Source organism: Kitasatospora sp. NPDC002227 (genome assembly GCF_040296285.1).
GTDB lineage: Bacteria > Actinomycetota > Actinomycetes > Streptomycetales > Streptomycetaceae > Kitasatospora.
Map to the genome: position 1 here is coordinate 1 of NZ_JBEOWY010000034.1, position 13567 is coordinate 13567.

Annotated in this window: 14 protein-coding genes; 12 read left to right on the forward strand and 2 right to left on the reverse strand. The window is 72.7% G+C overall.

The genetic code is table 11. The annotated features are described in order from the left end of the window. The 10 genes from ABT095_RS26050 to ABT095_RS26095 all read left to right on the forward strand — a co-directional run. On the forward strand, positions 1-185 hold a 185-nt coding region (locus tag ABT095_RS26050), incomplete at its 5' end, for an LPXTG cell wall anchor domain-containing protein (protein ID WP_350531931.1). A 29-nt stretch (positions 186-214) separates the two neighbouring features. Further along, positions 215-1219: an endolytic transglycosylase MltG gene (gene mltG / locus ABT095_RS26055; RefSeq protein ID WP_350531932.1), complete on the forward strand. Its 1005-nt coding sequence runs from the start codon at positions 215-217 to the stop codon at positions 1217-1219. A 112-nt stretch (positions 1220-1331) separates the two neighbouring features. Beyond that, positions 1332-3131: an endolytic transglycosylase MltG gene (mltG, locus tag ABT095_RS26060; protein ID WP_350531933.1), complete on the forward strand. Its 1800-nt coding sequence runs from the start codon at positions 1332-1334 to the stop codon at positions 3129-3131. A 23-nt stretch (positions 3132-3154) separates the two neighbouring features. Next, positions 3155-3997, forward strand: coding sequence for a shikimate dehydrogenase (locus ABT095_RS26065; protein ID WP_350531934.1), 843 nt, complete (start codon positions 3155-3157; stop codon positions 3995-3997). Between the two features lie 288 nt (positions 3998-4285). Continuing rightward, entirely contained in the window at positions 4286-5470 is a 1185-nt protein-coding gene (aroC, locus tag ABT095_RS26070) for a chorismate synthase (protein WP_350531935.1), read from the forward strand. Next, on the forward strand, positions 5467-5976 hold the full coding sequence (locus tag ABT095_RS26075; protein ID WP_350531936.1) for a shikimate kinase: 510 nt from the start codon (positions 5467-5469) through the stop codon (positions 5974-5976). Before aroC ends, ABT095_RS26075 begins: the two co-directional genes overlap by 4 nt. Continuing rightward, positions 5976-7064 (forward strand): 3-dehydroquinate synthase, encoded by a 1089-nt coding sequence (gene aroB, locus ABT095_RS26080; protein WP_350531937.1) that lies wholly within the window; start codon positions 5976-5978, stop codon positions 7062-7064. The genes ABT095_RS26075 and aroB overlap by 1 nt, the downstream gene beginning before the upstream one ends. Next, positions 7061-7501, forward strand: coding sequence for a type II 3-dehydroquinate dehydratase (gene aroQ / locus ABT095_RS26085; protein WP_350531938.1), 441 nt, complete (start codon positions 7061-7063; stop codon positions 7499-7501). Before aroB ends, aroQ begins: the two co-directional genes overlap by 4 nt. Positions 7502-7648: 147 nt before the next feature. Next, a complete protein-coding gene (locus ABT095_RS26090) occupies positions 7649-8386 on the forward strand; it encodes an AAA family ATPase (RefSeq protein ID WP_350531939.1) in 738 nt (245 codons plus the stop codon). Positions 8387-8418: 32 nt separating this feature from the next. Further along, entirely contained in the window at positions 8419-8745 is a 327-nt protein-coding gene (locus tag ABT095_RS26095; protein WP_350531940.1) for a DUF6221 family protein, read from the forward strand. On the opposite strand, the gene ABT095_RS26100 is transcribed toward ABT095_RS26095, so the two are convergent. Then, positions 8706-9386 (reverse strand): response regulator transcription factor, encoded by a 681-nt coding sequence (locus ABT095_RS26100; protein WP_350531941.1) that lies wholly within the window; start codon positions 9384-9386, stop codon positions 8706-8708. The genes ABT095_RS26095 and ABT095_RS26100 overlap by 40 nt on opposite strands. Positions 9387-9388: 2 nt before the next feature. Beyond that, a complete protein-coding gene (locus ABT095_RS26105) occupies positions 9389-10546 on the reverse strand; it encodes a sensor histidine kinase (protein ID WP_350531942.1) in 1158 nt (385 codons plus the stop codon). Positions 10547-10787: 241 nt separating this feature from the next. Between ABT095_RS26105 and ABT095_RS26110 the strand changes: the two genes are divergently transcribed. Next, complete coding sequence (locus tag ABT095_RS26110; RefSeq protein WP_350531943.1) at positions 10788-13028, forward strand: MMPL family transporter; 2241 nt, start codon at positions 10788-10790, stop codon at positions 13026-13028. 89 nt (positions 13029-13117) lie between these two features. Continuing rightward, positions 13118-13525 (forward strand): peptidase inhibitor family I36 protein, encoded by a 408-nt coding sequence (locus tag ABT095_RS26115; RefSeq protein WP_350531944.1) that lies wholly within the window; start codon positions 13118-13120, stop codon positions 13523-13525. Positions 13526-13567 lie beyond the last annotated feature (42 nt).

Sequence of the window (13567 nt, forward strand, 5' to 3'; positions counted from 1 at the left end):
CGCCGCAGCGGGGCTCCTCCGGCTGGCTGGTGCTCGCGGTCGGCGCGGTGCTCGGGGCCGCCGGGATCCTGGTCGTGCGGCGGCGCAGGCGGGGGCCGAACCGGAGGGCGCGCCGCCCGGGGCGCCGCACGGTCTTCGGCCGCCGGACCCGCGCCGCCTGCGCAGCGGGCTGGCCTGCTGTCTGAGCGTCACGGCGCTGGTCGGGGTGCTCGCGGTGGCGGGGCTGGTCGTGCTGCTGCTCTGGCCGGAGGGCAAGAAGCCCGCGCCAGACTACGCCGGGAGCGGCAGCGGCAGCGTGCAGGTGTCGGTGGCCCAGGGCGCCTCGCTGACCCAGATCGGCCAGGCGCTGCTCAAGGGCGGGGTGGTGGCCAGCACCCGGGCCTTCACCGAGGCCGCGAGCCACAGCGTGGCGGGCACCCGGATCCAGCCGGGGGTGTACGAGCTGCGGCGGCAGATGTCCGCCGTCAACGCGCTCAACGTGCTGCTCGACCCGGCCAACGCCAACGCCCTGACCATCCCCGAGGGCTGGCGGGCCGGCCAGGTCTACACGGCGATCGACCAGAAGCTGAAGCTGCCGACCGGCACGGCCCTGGCCACCGCGCAGCAGCACGTGGCCGAGCTGGGCCTGCCGGACTGGACCGGCGGCAACACCGAGGGCTTCCTCTTCCCCTCGACCTACCCCGTGACGGGGGACACCAATGTGCTCACGCTGCTCAAGGAGATGGTCGGCCAGAGCGGGCGGGTGTTCGGGGGAGACGACGTGCAGAGCCTGGCGAGCGGCAACAACCAGACCCCGTACGGGCTGGTGACCATCGCGAGCCTGGTCCAGGGCGAGGCCGACAACCCGGAGGACATGGCCAAGGTGGCCCGGGTGATCTACAACCGGCTGGGCAAGAACATGCCGCTGCAGCTGGACTCCACCATCAACTACGCACTGGGTCGCTCCACACTCTCCACGACCACGGGTGACACCAGGACCGAATCACCCTTCAACACCTATCTGCACCCGGGCCTGCCGCCGACCCCGATCGCCAACCCGGGGCGGGACGCACTGCAGGCCGCGGCCCACCCGGCGGAGGGCGACTGGCTGTACTTCGTGACCGTACGACCGGGTGACACCAGGTTCACCGACAGCTTCGATCAGCAGCAGAAGAACGTCGCCGAGTTCAACGCCAACCAGGCGAAGGAACGGTCCTCACCCAGCGCCAGTGGGCATTGACGGGGAGTTGACCAGGCCGGGGGCCCTGCTGCGGTACGGTAACGTCTCCCTCCGGGCGTGTGAGTAGCACGCTGGTTCGAGACGGCAAGCTGCCGCCGGTTTAAGGGGTTCGATGAGTGATCTGGGTGGGGGCTACAGCCCCCAGGGCTCGCGGCCGTGGCACCCAGGCGACCCCGGCTACGGCGGGACGCCCGAGGAGATCGCCGCCGCTCAGCAGCAGGCCCAGGCTCAGGCCCAGGCCCAGCAGGCGGCGTGGCAGCAGCAGAACCAGTACGCCCAGGGCTCGTACGGTCAGCAGCAGCAGACCGGGTGGCAGCAGCCGGCGCAGCAGCAGTACGGGCAGGACCCGTACGCGCAGCAGCAGCAACAGGCGCAGGCACAGGCCCAGCAACAGCAGCTCTGGCAGCAGCAGGCTCAGCAGCAGCAGTACGGGCAGCAGGCGCAGTTCGGCCAGCAGCAGGTGCCCCAGCAGCAGATGCCGCAGCAGCAGGGCTGGCAGCAGGGGATGCAGCAGGGTCTCCAGCACCAGGGCCTTCAGCAGCAGGCGGTGCAGCAGCCGTTCGGGCAGCAGCAGATGGCGCAGGGGCGGCCGGTGCAGCCGCGTCCGCCGGTGCAGCAGCAGCGCCCGGCGCCGGCCGGGCCCGGGCCGGACGGGATCGACTGGGAAGCCGAGGCCGCCGCGCTGGAGAACCCGCGGACCGCCGAACCCGAGCCCGAGCTGTGGGAAGAGGACGGCCAGGAGTACCCGGAGGGCGGGGCCGAGCCGGAGCACGACTCGTTCCTCGGCGAGCAGGACCACTCCCGCGAGGGCGAGCGCAAGCGCAAGGAGAAGGGCAAGGCCGCCGGCCGCCGCAACGGCGGCGCCTGCCTGGTGGTCGCCCTGGTGCTGCTCGGCGGTCTGGGCGGCGCGGGCTGGTGGGGCTACGGCTTCTACCAGAGCCACTTCGGCCCGCCGGCGGACTTCAGCGGCGCCGGCACCGGCTCGGTGTCGATCGAGATCAAGCCCGGCTCCGGTGAGCAGATGGGCCAGGTGCTCCAGGCCGCCGGCGTGGTGAAGTCCGTCAAGGCCTTCTACAACGCCTTCGTGGCCAACCCGAAGGCCAACACCATCCAGCCCGGTGCCTACACCATGCACCACCAGATGTCGGCCAAGGACGCCGTCGCGCTGCTGGTCGAGTCCAACGGCGGCAACGCGCTGGTCATCCCCGAGGGCAAGAAGGCCGTCGACATCTACGCCAAGATCGACGACAAGCTCAAGCTGAACAAGGGCACCACCGCCCAGATCGCCAAGGACCAGGCGGCCAACCTCGGCCTGCCCGCGTACGCGAACAACAACCCCGAGGGCTTCCTCTACCCGGCCAAGTACTCGATCACCGAGGGCATGAAGCCGGACGCGCTGCTCAAGCAGATGGTCGCCAACGCCGTCCAGCACTACAAGGACCTCAACCTGGACGCCGCCGCCCAGAAGGTCGGGCTGGCCAACGGCTACCAGGTGGTCATCGAGGCGAGCATCCTGCAGGCCGAGGGCAACAACGACCAGGACTTCGGCAAGATCGCCCGGGCGCTGTACAACCGCCTGAACACCAACGCGACGCAGGGCAAGCTGCAGCTCGACACCACGCTGCAGTACAAGCTCGGCCGCCCCAACTTCACCAAGGCGGAGAAGGAAGGCGACAAGAGCCCCTACAACACCTACGTCAGCAAGGGCCTGCCGCCGACCCCGATCTCCAACCCGGGTGAGGAGGCGATCCAGGCCGTGCTCAACCCGACCCCGGGTGACTGGGTGTACTTCGTGGCGCTCTCGGCGACCGAGACCCGCTTCTCCTCGACCTTCGACCAGTTCAAGAAGGACGTGAAGGACTGGTGCACCCAGCAGGGCAAGGGCTTCGACGAATCCGGCATGTGCAAGTGAACTGACCAGGGGGTTTGATCACCGTGACACCGCAGCACCGGGCCGCCGTACTCGGCTCGCCGATCGCGCACTCGCTCTCGCCCGTGCTCCACCGGGCCGGGTACGCGGCGCTCGGTCTGGACTCGACCTGGTCGTACGACCGGTTCGAGGTGGACGAGGAGGGGCTGCCCGGGTTCGTGGCGGGCACGTTCGCGGAGCCCGGCTGGGCCGGGCTGTCGCTGACCATGCCGCTCAAGCGGGCGATCATGCCGCTGCTCGACGAGATCAGCGCGACGGCGGTGTCGGTGGACGCCGTGAACACCGTGGTGCGGGGGGCCGACGGGTGCCTGCGCGGTGACAACACGGACGTGCCCGGGCTGGTGAACGCGCTGCGGGAGCGGGGCATCGGGCAGGTCGAGGCCGCCTCGGTGCTCGGGGCCGGGGCGACGGCTTCCTCGGCGGTGGCGGCGCTGGCACAGATCTGCTCGGGCGAGGTCACGGTCTACGTACGCAGCCCCGAGCGGGCGGCCGAGATGCGGGCCCTGGGGGAGAAGCTGGGGCTGGCCGTGCAGGCCGCTCCCTGGGAGCGGGGGGCGGAGGCGCTGACCGCCCCGCTGACCATCTCGACGACCCCGGCGGGGGCCACGGATGCCTTCGCGGCGGGGGTGCCGGACGCGCCCGGAGCGCTGTTCGACGTGCTGTACCACCCTTGGCCGACGGCGCTGGTGGCGGCCTGCGCGGAGCGCGGGGCGACGGTGCTGGGCGGGCTGGATCTGTTGGTGCATCAGGCGGTGCTGCAGTTCGAGCAGTTCACGGGGCGGTCGGAGGGTGTGCTCGGCGCCATGCGGCGGGCCGGCGAGGCGGCGCTGCAGGCGCATCGGACCTGACCAGGTCGGAGCCCGGATCTGACAGAGACGGGCCCTGAGCAGATCACCCGCGGACCGGCCCGGCGGGCTCCGGGACGGACCGTTCGCCCCCTGATAGCCCGGACCTGCCCGGCCCAGGCGGTGCGACCGGGCCGTGGACCTCCGCTGTCCGGCACGCGGACCGTGCACCGGGAGGGCCGCCGGACGTGAAAGGATCTGGTCAGAGCGCGGGTGCCGTCGTGAGCCGGGCCCGCCGAGAGACGCCTGGTCGGCCCGCCGCAGCGCAGGGCCGCTGACGAAGGAGCTGCGTTGGGTACGTTGCGCTGGCTGACGGCGGGGGAGTCGCACGGTCCCGCTCTGGTCGCGACGCTGGAGGGTCTGCCCGCCGGTGTGCCGGTGACCACCGAGATGGTCGCCGACGCGCTGGCGCGGCGCCGGCTCGGCTACGGCCGGGGTGCCCGGATGAAGTTCGAGCAGGACGAGGTGACCTTCCTCGGCGGTGTCCGGCACGGTCTGACCATGGGCAGCCCGGTCGCGATCATGGTCGGCAACACCGAGTGGCCCAAGTGGGAGCAGGTCATGTCCGCCGACCCGGTGGACCCGGAGATCCTGGCGGGCCTGGCCCGCAACGAGGCGCTCACCCGCCCCCGCCCCGGCCACGCCGACCTCGCGGGCATGCAGAAGTACTCCCTCGACGAGGCCCGCCCGATCCTCGAGCGCGCCAGCGCCCGCGAGACGGCCGCCCGCGTCGCGCTGGGCGTCGTCGCCCGCTCGTACCTGAAGGAGACCTGCGGGATCGAGCTGGTCTCGCACGTGGTCGAGCTCGCCGCCGCCAAGGCCCCCGCCGGAGTGCTCCCGCTGCCCTCCGACGAGGCCCGCCTGGACGAGGACCCGGTGCGCTGCCTGGACGCCGACGCCTCGAAGCAGATGGTCGCCGAGATCGACCAGGCCCACAAGGACGGCGACACCCTCGGCGGTGTGGTCGAGGTGCTCGCGTACGGCGTGCCGGTCGGCCTCGGCAGCCACGTGCACTGGGACCGCCGCCTGGACGCCCGCCTGGCCGCCGCCCTGATGGGCATCCAGGCCATCAAGGGCGTCGAGGTCGGCGACGGCTTCGACCTGGCCCGGGTGCCCGGCTCGCAGGCCCACGACGAGATCGTGCCCGGCCCGGACGGCGTCAAGCGCACCTCCGGCCGCTCCGGCGGCACCGAGGGCGGCCTGTCCACCGGCGAGCTGCTGCGGGTCCGCGCCGCGATGAAGCCGATCGCGACCGTGCCGCGCGCGCTGCGCACCATCGACACCCGCACCGGCGAGGAGGCCAAGGCGCACCACCAGCGCTCGGACGTCTGCGCCGTGCCGGCCGCCGGCATCGTCGCCGAGGCGATGGTCGCGCTGGTGCTGGCCGACGCGGTGAACGAGAAGTTCGGCGGCGACAACGTCTCCGAGACCCGCCGCAACGTGCAGAGCTACCTCGAGAACCTGATCGTCCGATGAGCCCGCTGCTGGTGCTGGTGGGCCCGCCCGGCGCGGGCAAGAGCACCGTGGGCCAGGTGCTCGCCGAGCGCCTCTCAGTCGCCTACCGGGACACCGATGCCGACATCGAGGCGCTGGCGGGCAAGCCCATCCCGGACATCTTCGTGGACGAGGGCGAACCGCACTTCCGCGAGCTGGAGGTGCGGGCCGTGGCGGCCGCGGTGGCCGAGCACGACGGTGTGGTGGCGCTCGGCGGCGGCGCGGTGCTGGCCGAGGCCACCCGCGAGCTGCTGGCCGACTGCCGGGTGGTCTACCTTGAGGTGGCGCTCGCGGACGCCGTGAAGCGGGTCGGCCTGGACGTGCCGCGCCCGCTGCTCGCCGTCAACCCGCGTGCCACGTGGCGCGAGCTGATGGAGGCCCGGCGCCCGCTCTACCAGGAGGTCGCCACCATCACGGTGGACACCCACGGGCGGACGCCGGAGCAGGTGGCCGAGGCCACCATCGACGCACTGGATTTGAGGAAGTAATGAGCGAGACCGTCACCATCCACGTGGGTGGCAGCGCGGGCCACGACCCGTACGACGTGCTGGTGGGCCATCAGCTGCTCGGCGAGCTGGGCGGCCTGATCGGCACCCAGGCCCGCCGGGTGGCGATCGTCCACCCGGAGGCCCTGGAGGCGACCGCCGACGCGATCCGCGAGGACCTCGCGGGCGAGGGCTACGAGGCGATCCTGCTCCAGGTGCCCAACGCCGAGGAGGCCAAGAGCGCCGAGGTCGCCGCGTACTGCTGGTCGGTGCTCGGGCAGACCGGCTTCACCCGCTCCGACGTGATCGTCGGGCTCGGCGGCGGCGCCACCACCGACCTCGCGGGCTTCGTCGCGGCCACCTGGCTGCGCGGCGTGCGCTGGGTCTCGATGCCGACCACGCTGCTCGGCATGGTCGACGCCGCCGTGGGTGGCAAGACCGGCATCAACATCGCCGAGGGCAAGAACATGGTCGGCGCCTTCCACCCGCCGGTGGGCGTGCTGGCCGACCTGGCGACGCTGGAGACGGTGCCCAAGCACGACTACGTGAGCGGCCTGGCCGAGGTCATCAAGTGCGGCTTCATCGCCGACCCGGTGATTCTCGACCTGATCGAGGCCGACCCGGAGGGCGCCAAGACCCCGGCCGGCCCGCACACGGTGGAGCTGATCCGCCGGGCCATCCAGGTCAAGGCCGATGTCGTCTCGGGCGACCTCAAGGAGGCCGGCCGCCGGGAGATCCTCAACTACGGCCACACCCTGGGCCACGCCATCGAGCGCAACGAGCGCTACAAGTGGCGGCACGGCGCGGCGATCTCCATCGGCATGGTCTTCGCCGCCGAGCTCGGCCGCCTGGCGGGCCGGCTGGACGACGAGACGGCCGACCGGCACCGCACCGTGCTGGCCTCGGTCGGCCTGCCGCTGACCTACCGGGCGGACGCCTGGCCGAAGCTGCTCGACGCCATGAAGATCGACAAGAAGTCGCGCGGCGACCTGCTGCGCTTCATCGTGCTCGACGGCCTGGGCAAGACCTCCGTCCTCGAGGGTCCGGACCCGACGCTGCTGGTCGGCGCGTACGCGGAGGTGTCCGGGTGACCAGGGTCGTCGTCCTCAACGGGCCCAACCTCGGCCGCCTCGGCAGCCGGGAGCCCGACGTGTACGGCGCCACCTCCTACACCGGGCTGGTCGAGCGCTGCACGGCGCTCGGCAAGGAGTTCGGCTTCGAGGTGGAGGTGCGGGAGACCAACTCCGAGCAGGAGATGGTCGAATGGCTGCACCGTGCGGCCGACGAACGCACACCCGTGGTCATCAACCCCGGCGCGTTCACCCACTACTCGTACGCGATGCGGGACGCCGCGGCGCAGCGGACCGCGCCGCTGATCGAGGTGCACATCTCGAACCCGTACGCGCGCGAAGAGTTCCGCCACACCTCGGTGATCGCGGCGGTGGCCTCCGGCACCATCGCGGGCTTCGGGATCGGATCGTACGAGCTGGCGCTGCGGGCGATCGCGGAGCAGCTGGCGACCAAGTAGGGTGGCCGGTTCGAGCATGACGGCAGGTCAGCGGGGGTACCCGGCGGCCTGATCGGAAGTGTCGGCCCGGTGGCGGACTGTGCCCGCCACCGGGCCGACGTGTAATGTCCCGGTTCGGGAGCACGTCCGGACCCGCCGGGAGGTGAAGTGACGCAGCAGTACGGGACAGGCCCGGTGCCGCCGCGCCCGTTCGCACCGCCGCCGTACCCGCCGACCGCGGCCGGTGGCGGGCCCACCGTTCCGTTGCTGCCGATGGCCCCCGCCGCCTCGCTGACGACCGGGCACTTCCCGCTGGCGCCGGCGCAGCCGGTGCCGCCGCCCGTGCACCAGCCCGCTTCGGGGCCGCTCGCCGTGCTGCTGATCGGCCCCGCCGGGGCGGGCAAGACCAGCGTGGCCCGGCACTGGGCCGAGCGGCGGCCCACGCCGACGGCGCACGTGAGCCTGGACGACGTCCGCGAATGGGTGCAGGCCGGTTTCGCCGACCCGCAGTCCGGCTGGAACGACGCCTCCGAGGCGCAGTACCGGCTGGCCCGCCGCACCTGCGGCTTCGCCTGCCGCAACTACCTCGCCAACGGCATCTCCTGCATCATCGACGACGCCGTCTTCCCCGACCGCCCCGCCATCGGCCTAGGCGGCTGGCGCCGCCACATCGGCCCCGGGATGATCCCCGTCGTCCTCCTCCCCGGCCTCGACTCCGTCCTCGCCCGCAACGCCCGCCGCAGCGGCAACCGGCGCCTGCGCGACGAGGAGGTAGCCCGCATCCACGGCCGCATGGCCGGCTGGTACAACTCCGGCCTCCCCATCATCGACAACTCCCAACTCGACATCCCCGCCACCGCCGCCGCCCTGGACCAGGCCATCACCGCCCGCCTCGCGGGGCGTTGACCCGCAGGCGGGGTATCGGAACGATGACCGGCATGAATGACGACCTCATCCGGTTCTTGCGGGCGGAGCTCGACGAGGACCTGCACAGGGTGGTGATGATCTCGTCCTGTGCTCCGCCAGGCACGGATGTCCATCTCGAGAGCACCGTCCCGATGATCGACATGGCCCGCGCTGTCACGGACCTCTACGCCTCGGTCGCGTCGGCCGAGCCCACCACCGGGGACTTCCGAGCCGGCTGGGCCGCTGCCCTCGAAGCGGCGGTCAGGCTCCTCGCCCAGACCTACGACGACACGCCGGGGTACCGCGAGCAGTGGCGTCCTCAGCCGTCTCCCCGGGCGGAGACCAGGCCGGATTCGTAGGCGGCGATGACGGCCTGGGCGCGGTCGCGGACCTGGAGCTTGGTGAAGAGGCTGGTGATGTGGTTCTTGACGGTGGAGACGCTGAGGGTGAGTTCCTCGGCGATCCGGGTGTTGTCGAGGCCGGTGGCGATCAGGCGCCAGATCTCGGTCTCACGGGGGGTCAGGTCGACGGTGGCGGGGGTGGCCGGGCGGGTGGGGGGCGGGGTGCGGACGTAGGTTGAGATCAGGGTGGTGAGGAGGCGGGGGGCGACTGCGGCCTCGCCCGCGTGGACGGTGCGGATGGCGGCGGTGAGCTCCTCGGGGGAGACGTCCTTGGGGAGGAACCCGGCGGCGCCGGCGCGGAGGGCGGAGACCACGTACTCGTCCATGTCGAAGGTGCTCAGGGCGAGCACCCGGCAGTCGGGGAGCTCCGCCGTCAGGCGGGCGGTGGCGGCGACGCCGTCGAGCACGGGCATCCGGATGTCCATCACCACCACGTCGGGCCGCAGCACGTGGGCCAGCTCGACGGCCCGCTCGCCGTTCTCGGCCTCGCCGAGGACCTCGAAGCCGGGGTCGGGGGTGAGGATCAGCGCCAGTCCGCGCCGCACCAGCGGCTGGTCGTCCGCGATCAGGACGGTGATCGGTGCGGTCGGCCCCTGCATGGTCAGTGCTCCTCGGGTCGTGACGTCGGTACGGTCTCGGTGTGGTCGGCCAGCGGCAGCCGGCCGGTGACCCGGAAGCCGCCGCCCTCCTGCCGGCCGGCCGTCAGGCTCCCGCCGTGCAGCGCGACGCGCTCCCGCATCCCGACCAGACCGTACCCGGCCGGCCCGGCCGGCCCGTCATGGGGAGGCTCGCCCGAGCCGTCGTCCTGGACGTCGACCAGCAGGTCGTCGGGCCCGTAGGTGAGCGTGACCACGGCCCGGGCCCGGCCCGCGTGCTTACGGGTGTTGGTCAGGGCCTCCTGCACGATCCGGTAGACCGTCAGGCCGAGCGTCGGTTCGAGCGGCCGGGGTGTCCCGGTCAACCGCAGCTCGACGGGAAAACCGGAGTCGCGTACCAGCCGGTCGAGGTCCGCGACGCCGGGCTGGGGCTCCGGGGTGCCGGGCTCGGGGTCGTCACCGGCGCGGAGCACGTCGAGCAGCTGGCGCATCTCCCGCAGGGCGAGGCGCCCGGAGGACTCCAGGGTGACGAGCGCCTCGCGGACCACCTCGGTGTCCCGGTCGAGGTTGGCCCGGGCGCCGCCGGCCATCAGCTGCATGGTGGTGATGTGGTGCGCCACGATGTCGTGCAGCTCCCGCGCGATTCGGCGCCGCTCCTGGGCCACCGCCTGCTCCGCCAACAGCTGCCGGTTGGACGCCACCTGCTGCTGCCAGCGGCGGACGACGGTGGCGGTGGCGGTCACCAGCACGGCCGCGATGGCGCTGCTGAACGCGTCGGTCCAGGTGAGCGGCCCCTGGGGCTGGCTGAGCAGGATCACCGCCGCCGTGATGACGGTGGCCGAGGCGGTGACGGCCGGCCGGGAGACCCGGGCCACCGAGTAGAGCGCCACGGCGGGAGCCGCGCCGAAGTGCGTCAGCTGGGGCCCGAGCAGGTTGAAGGCCGCGGAGACCAGCAGTACGGCGGCCAGCACCACGACCGGGTACCGCCGCCGGGCCAGCAGCGGCAGCGCCGCCAGGACCACGAGCACGCTGCCGGTGACCGAGACCGGCAGACCGGCGCCGGAGTTGCCGAGTGAGTACCCCAGCAGGTCGATGCCGGCCGCGCCGACCGCCACCAGCGCGTCGGACCGCGTCCACGGCGTGCCCTCGATCTGCCTGTCCACGTCCTCGCCCTCTCCGCTGCCGACTGCCGTGACCAGTCTGTCAGGGCCCGGACCGCCGCAGCGGCGCCGGGAGGACGGCCTCGGACCAGGACCAGGGTCCTGGTCGGACGGCAGGCCTGGTGCCGGGGGCCCGGTGGGAGATCGTCCCTGGCCAGGACGTGTTCGGGGGTCTGCGGCTGATGGTCTGTAGGAGGCCCGGGAGCACCCGGCGCCGCCAGGCTCCACGAACCGGAGGACCACCGTGATCCGCGCCCTCACCGGGTACTCGACCAGACGCCCTTGGACGGTCATCATCGTCTGGGCGGTGCTCGGCATCGTCCTGACCGGGGTGAGCGGGTCGCTCATGTTCCGCGTCACACAGAACCAGACCGGTGACTTCCTGCCGCGCAGCTACGACTCGGCGGCCGCCCTGCGGATCGCCGAGGACCGCTTCGGGGTGAAGCCCGACGCCAACGCCGTCACCGTGCTGGTGGCCAGGGCCGACGGCGCCCCGCTGGGCGAGGCCGACCAGCAGCGGATCGGTGCGACGGCCGCGAAGCTGGCGAAGCAGCGGGTGGTGACCCCCGCGCCGAAGGAGGGGGAAGGTCCGTCCTTCCTGCTGGAGGACTACTCGCAGACCCCGACGGTCAGCCCCGTCGTGCTCGCGCCGGACGGCCGCTTCCAGCTGCTCTCGGTCGGACTGGTCGGCAACGCCATCGACCCGCGGCTGCAGGCCACCTACAAGGTCTTCCGGGACACGGCACGGGCGGAGTTCGCCGCCGAGGGCCTGCGGACCGGCTTCACCGGCGGGCTCGCCGACACGGTGGACACCACCGACGACGGCGAGCTGACCTCGAAGATCACCGGCGGGCTGGTGCTCGCCCTGATCGTGCTGCTCAACGTGCTGGTCTTCCGCGGCGTCCTGGCCGCCGTCCTGCCGCTGATCGCCGTCACCCTGATCGGCGGGGCGGCGGCGGGGGCGGTGGTCGGCACCGCGATGCTCACCGGGATCAAGCTGGACCCGAGCACGCCCTCGCTGATCCAGGTGGTGCTGCTCGGCATCGGCGTCGACTACCTGCTCTTCCTGCTGTTCCGGTTCCGCGAGCGGCTGCGGGCCCGGCCCGAGGCGCACCGCAAGGAGATCGCGGCGGAGGTGAGCGGCCGGGTGGGCACCGCGATCACCTCGGCGGCCCTGACCATCGTCGCGGCCTTCGCCACCCTCGGGGTCGCGAGCTTCGGCCAGTTCCGGGTGCTCGGGCCCGCCATCGCGGTCTCGGTCCTGGTCATGCTGCTCGGCAGCCTCACCCTGATGCCCGCCCTGCTGGCCGCCTCCGGGCGGAAGATCTTCTGGCCCTCGCGGGCGCTGCGGCTGGAGCCCCGGGCCGGTGTCGCCGCCCGGCTCGGCGGCCTGGTCGCCCGGCGGCCGCTCGCCCTCGCCGTGGGTTCGCTCGCCCTGCTGGGCGTGCTGGCCGCCGGGCTGGCCGGGATCCGGATGGACTACGGCTTCGGCGCGGACGGCCCGAAGACGGCCGCCGCGGCCACCGCCGCCGAGATCTCGCGTGCTCTCCCGGCCGGGGTCTCCGACCCGACCACCGTCTTCGTCACCGCCCGGGACGGCGGCACTCTGACCGCCGGCCGGCTCGACGGCCTCGGGCACTCCCTGGGCGAGGTCAGCGGCGTCGGCCGGGTGGGTGCCACCGCACTCTCGGCGGACCACCGGGCGGCCCGGATCGACCTCTACCTGACCGCCGACCCGCAGTCCCAGCAGGCCCGGGACGTGGTCAAGGGCCCGCTGAGGGCGGCCGTCGCGGCCAACACCCCCGCCGGGCTCTCGGCCCACGTGGGCGGCACGCCGGCGGTCTTCTCGGACGTCGCCGAGGCCGTCGACCACGATCTGCGGATCGTCTTCCCGGTCGCCGCCGCCCTCATCGCGCTGATCCTCCTCATGCTGCTGCGCAGCCTGCTGGCGCCGCTCGTCCTGCTCGTCTCGGTCGGGCTGTGCTTCGCGGCCACCCTTGGCGCCTCGGCCCTGGTCTTCCAGCACGCCGCGGGAAAGCCGGGGGTCGCCTTCACCCTGCCGCTCGTCCTGTTCCTGTTCGTCGTCGCCCTCGGCACCGATTACAACATCCTGATCACCGACCGGATCAGGGAGGAGATGGAGCACCGGGGCTCGGCCCGCGCCGCCGTCGCCCGGGCCGTCCGGCACACCGCACCGGCCATCGCGACCGCGGGCCTCGTGCTGGCCGGCTCCTTCGCCACCCTCGGTGCCACCCCGGCCAGCCGCCAGGTCGGCTTCGCCACCGCGCTCGGCATCCTGCTCTCCGCGTTCCTGCTCTCGATGGTCCTGGTGCCCGCGATCGCCGTCCTGCTGGGCCGGAGCATCTGGTGGCCGCTGCGCCCCCGGCCCGCCCGGGAGCCGGAGCCGGTGCAGTACGAACCGGTGCAGTACGAGCCCCCGCCGTACGAACCGGCCTCCCGGCCCGGCCCGGTGGCGCCCTGGTAACCCCGTTGCGGGCCCTGCCGCGCCGCTGGTACACCTGCGCGGGGCTGCGATCTCCGCCAGCTCACCACCGGACTTTCGAAGAGGCTCTGATGAAGCGAAAGCTAGCGGTCGGCCTGGCCGCCTTCGCCGCCGTGCTCGGCATGAACACCCCCGCCTTCGCGGCGGGCCCCGGGGGCGCCGAGGCCTGCCCCAGCGGCACCATCTGCCTGTACTACAACTCCCCGCAGTACGGCTGGGGCTCCTTCGAGAACTGGAGCCCCGGCTGGGTCCCCCACCTCTCCGACCACACCTTCCGGCACTGGGGCAACGGCTCCGGTTACGGGCAGCAGGTGCAGGACAACGCGGCCTCCGTCGTCAACAACAGCGGCGTGACCTGGACCCTGTGCACCCGCAGCAGTGTCTACGGGCCCTACGGCGCCTGCGAGCAGATCCAGCCCAATTACTCGGGTGTCCTCGACGACTTCCTCTACAACAACGTCATCTCGATGCACAGCTGAAACCCGGTTGCCCCGGAGGCGGGGTGTCAAGGACCATCCTGA

What these genes read in the sequence shown, in the direction of transcription:
- aroB (WP_350531937.1), top strand. Translation starts at nt 5,976, where the DNA reads ATGAGCGAGACCGTCACCATCCACGTGGGTGGCAGCGCGGGCCACGAC.
- ABT095_RS26075 (WP_350531936.1), top strand. Translation starts at nt 5,467, where the DNA reads ATGAGCCCGCTGCTGGTGCTGGTGGGCCCGCCCGGCGCGGGCAAGAGC.
- ABT095_RS26095 (WP_350531940.1), top strand. Translation starts at nt 8,419, where the DNA reads ATGAATGACGACCTCATCCGGTTCTTGCGGGCGGAGCTCGACGAGGAC.
- mltG (WP_350531933.1), top strand. Translation starts at nt 1,332, where the DNA reads ATGAGTGATCTGGGTGGGGGCTACAGCCCCCAGGGCTCGCGGCCGTGG.
- ABT095_RS26100 (WP_350531941.1), bottom strand. Translation starts at nt 9,386, where the DNA reads ATGCAGGGGCCGACCGCACCGATCACCGTCCTGATCGCGGACGACCAG.
- ABT095_RS26115 (WP_350531944.1), top strand. Translation starts at nt 13,118, where the DNA reads ATGAAGCGAAAGCTAGCGGTCGGCCTGGCCGCCTTCGCCGCCGTGCTC.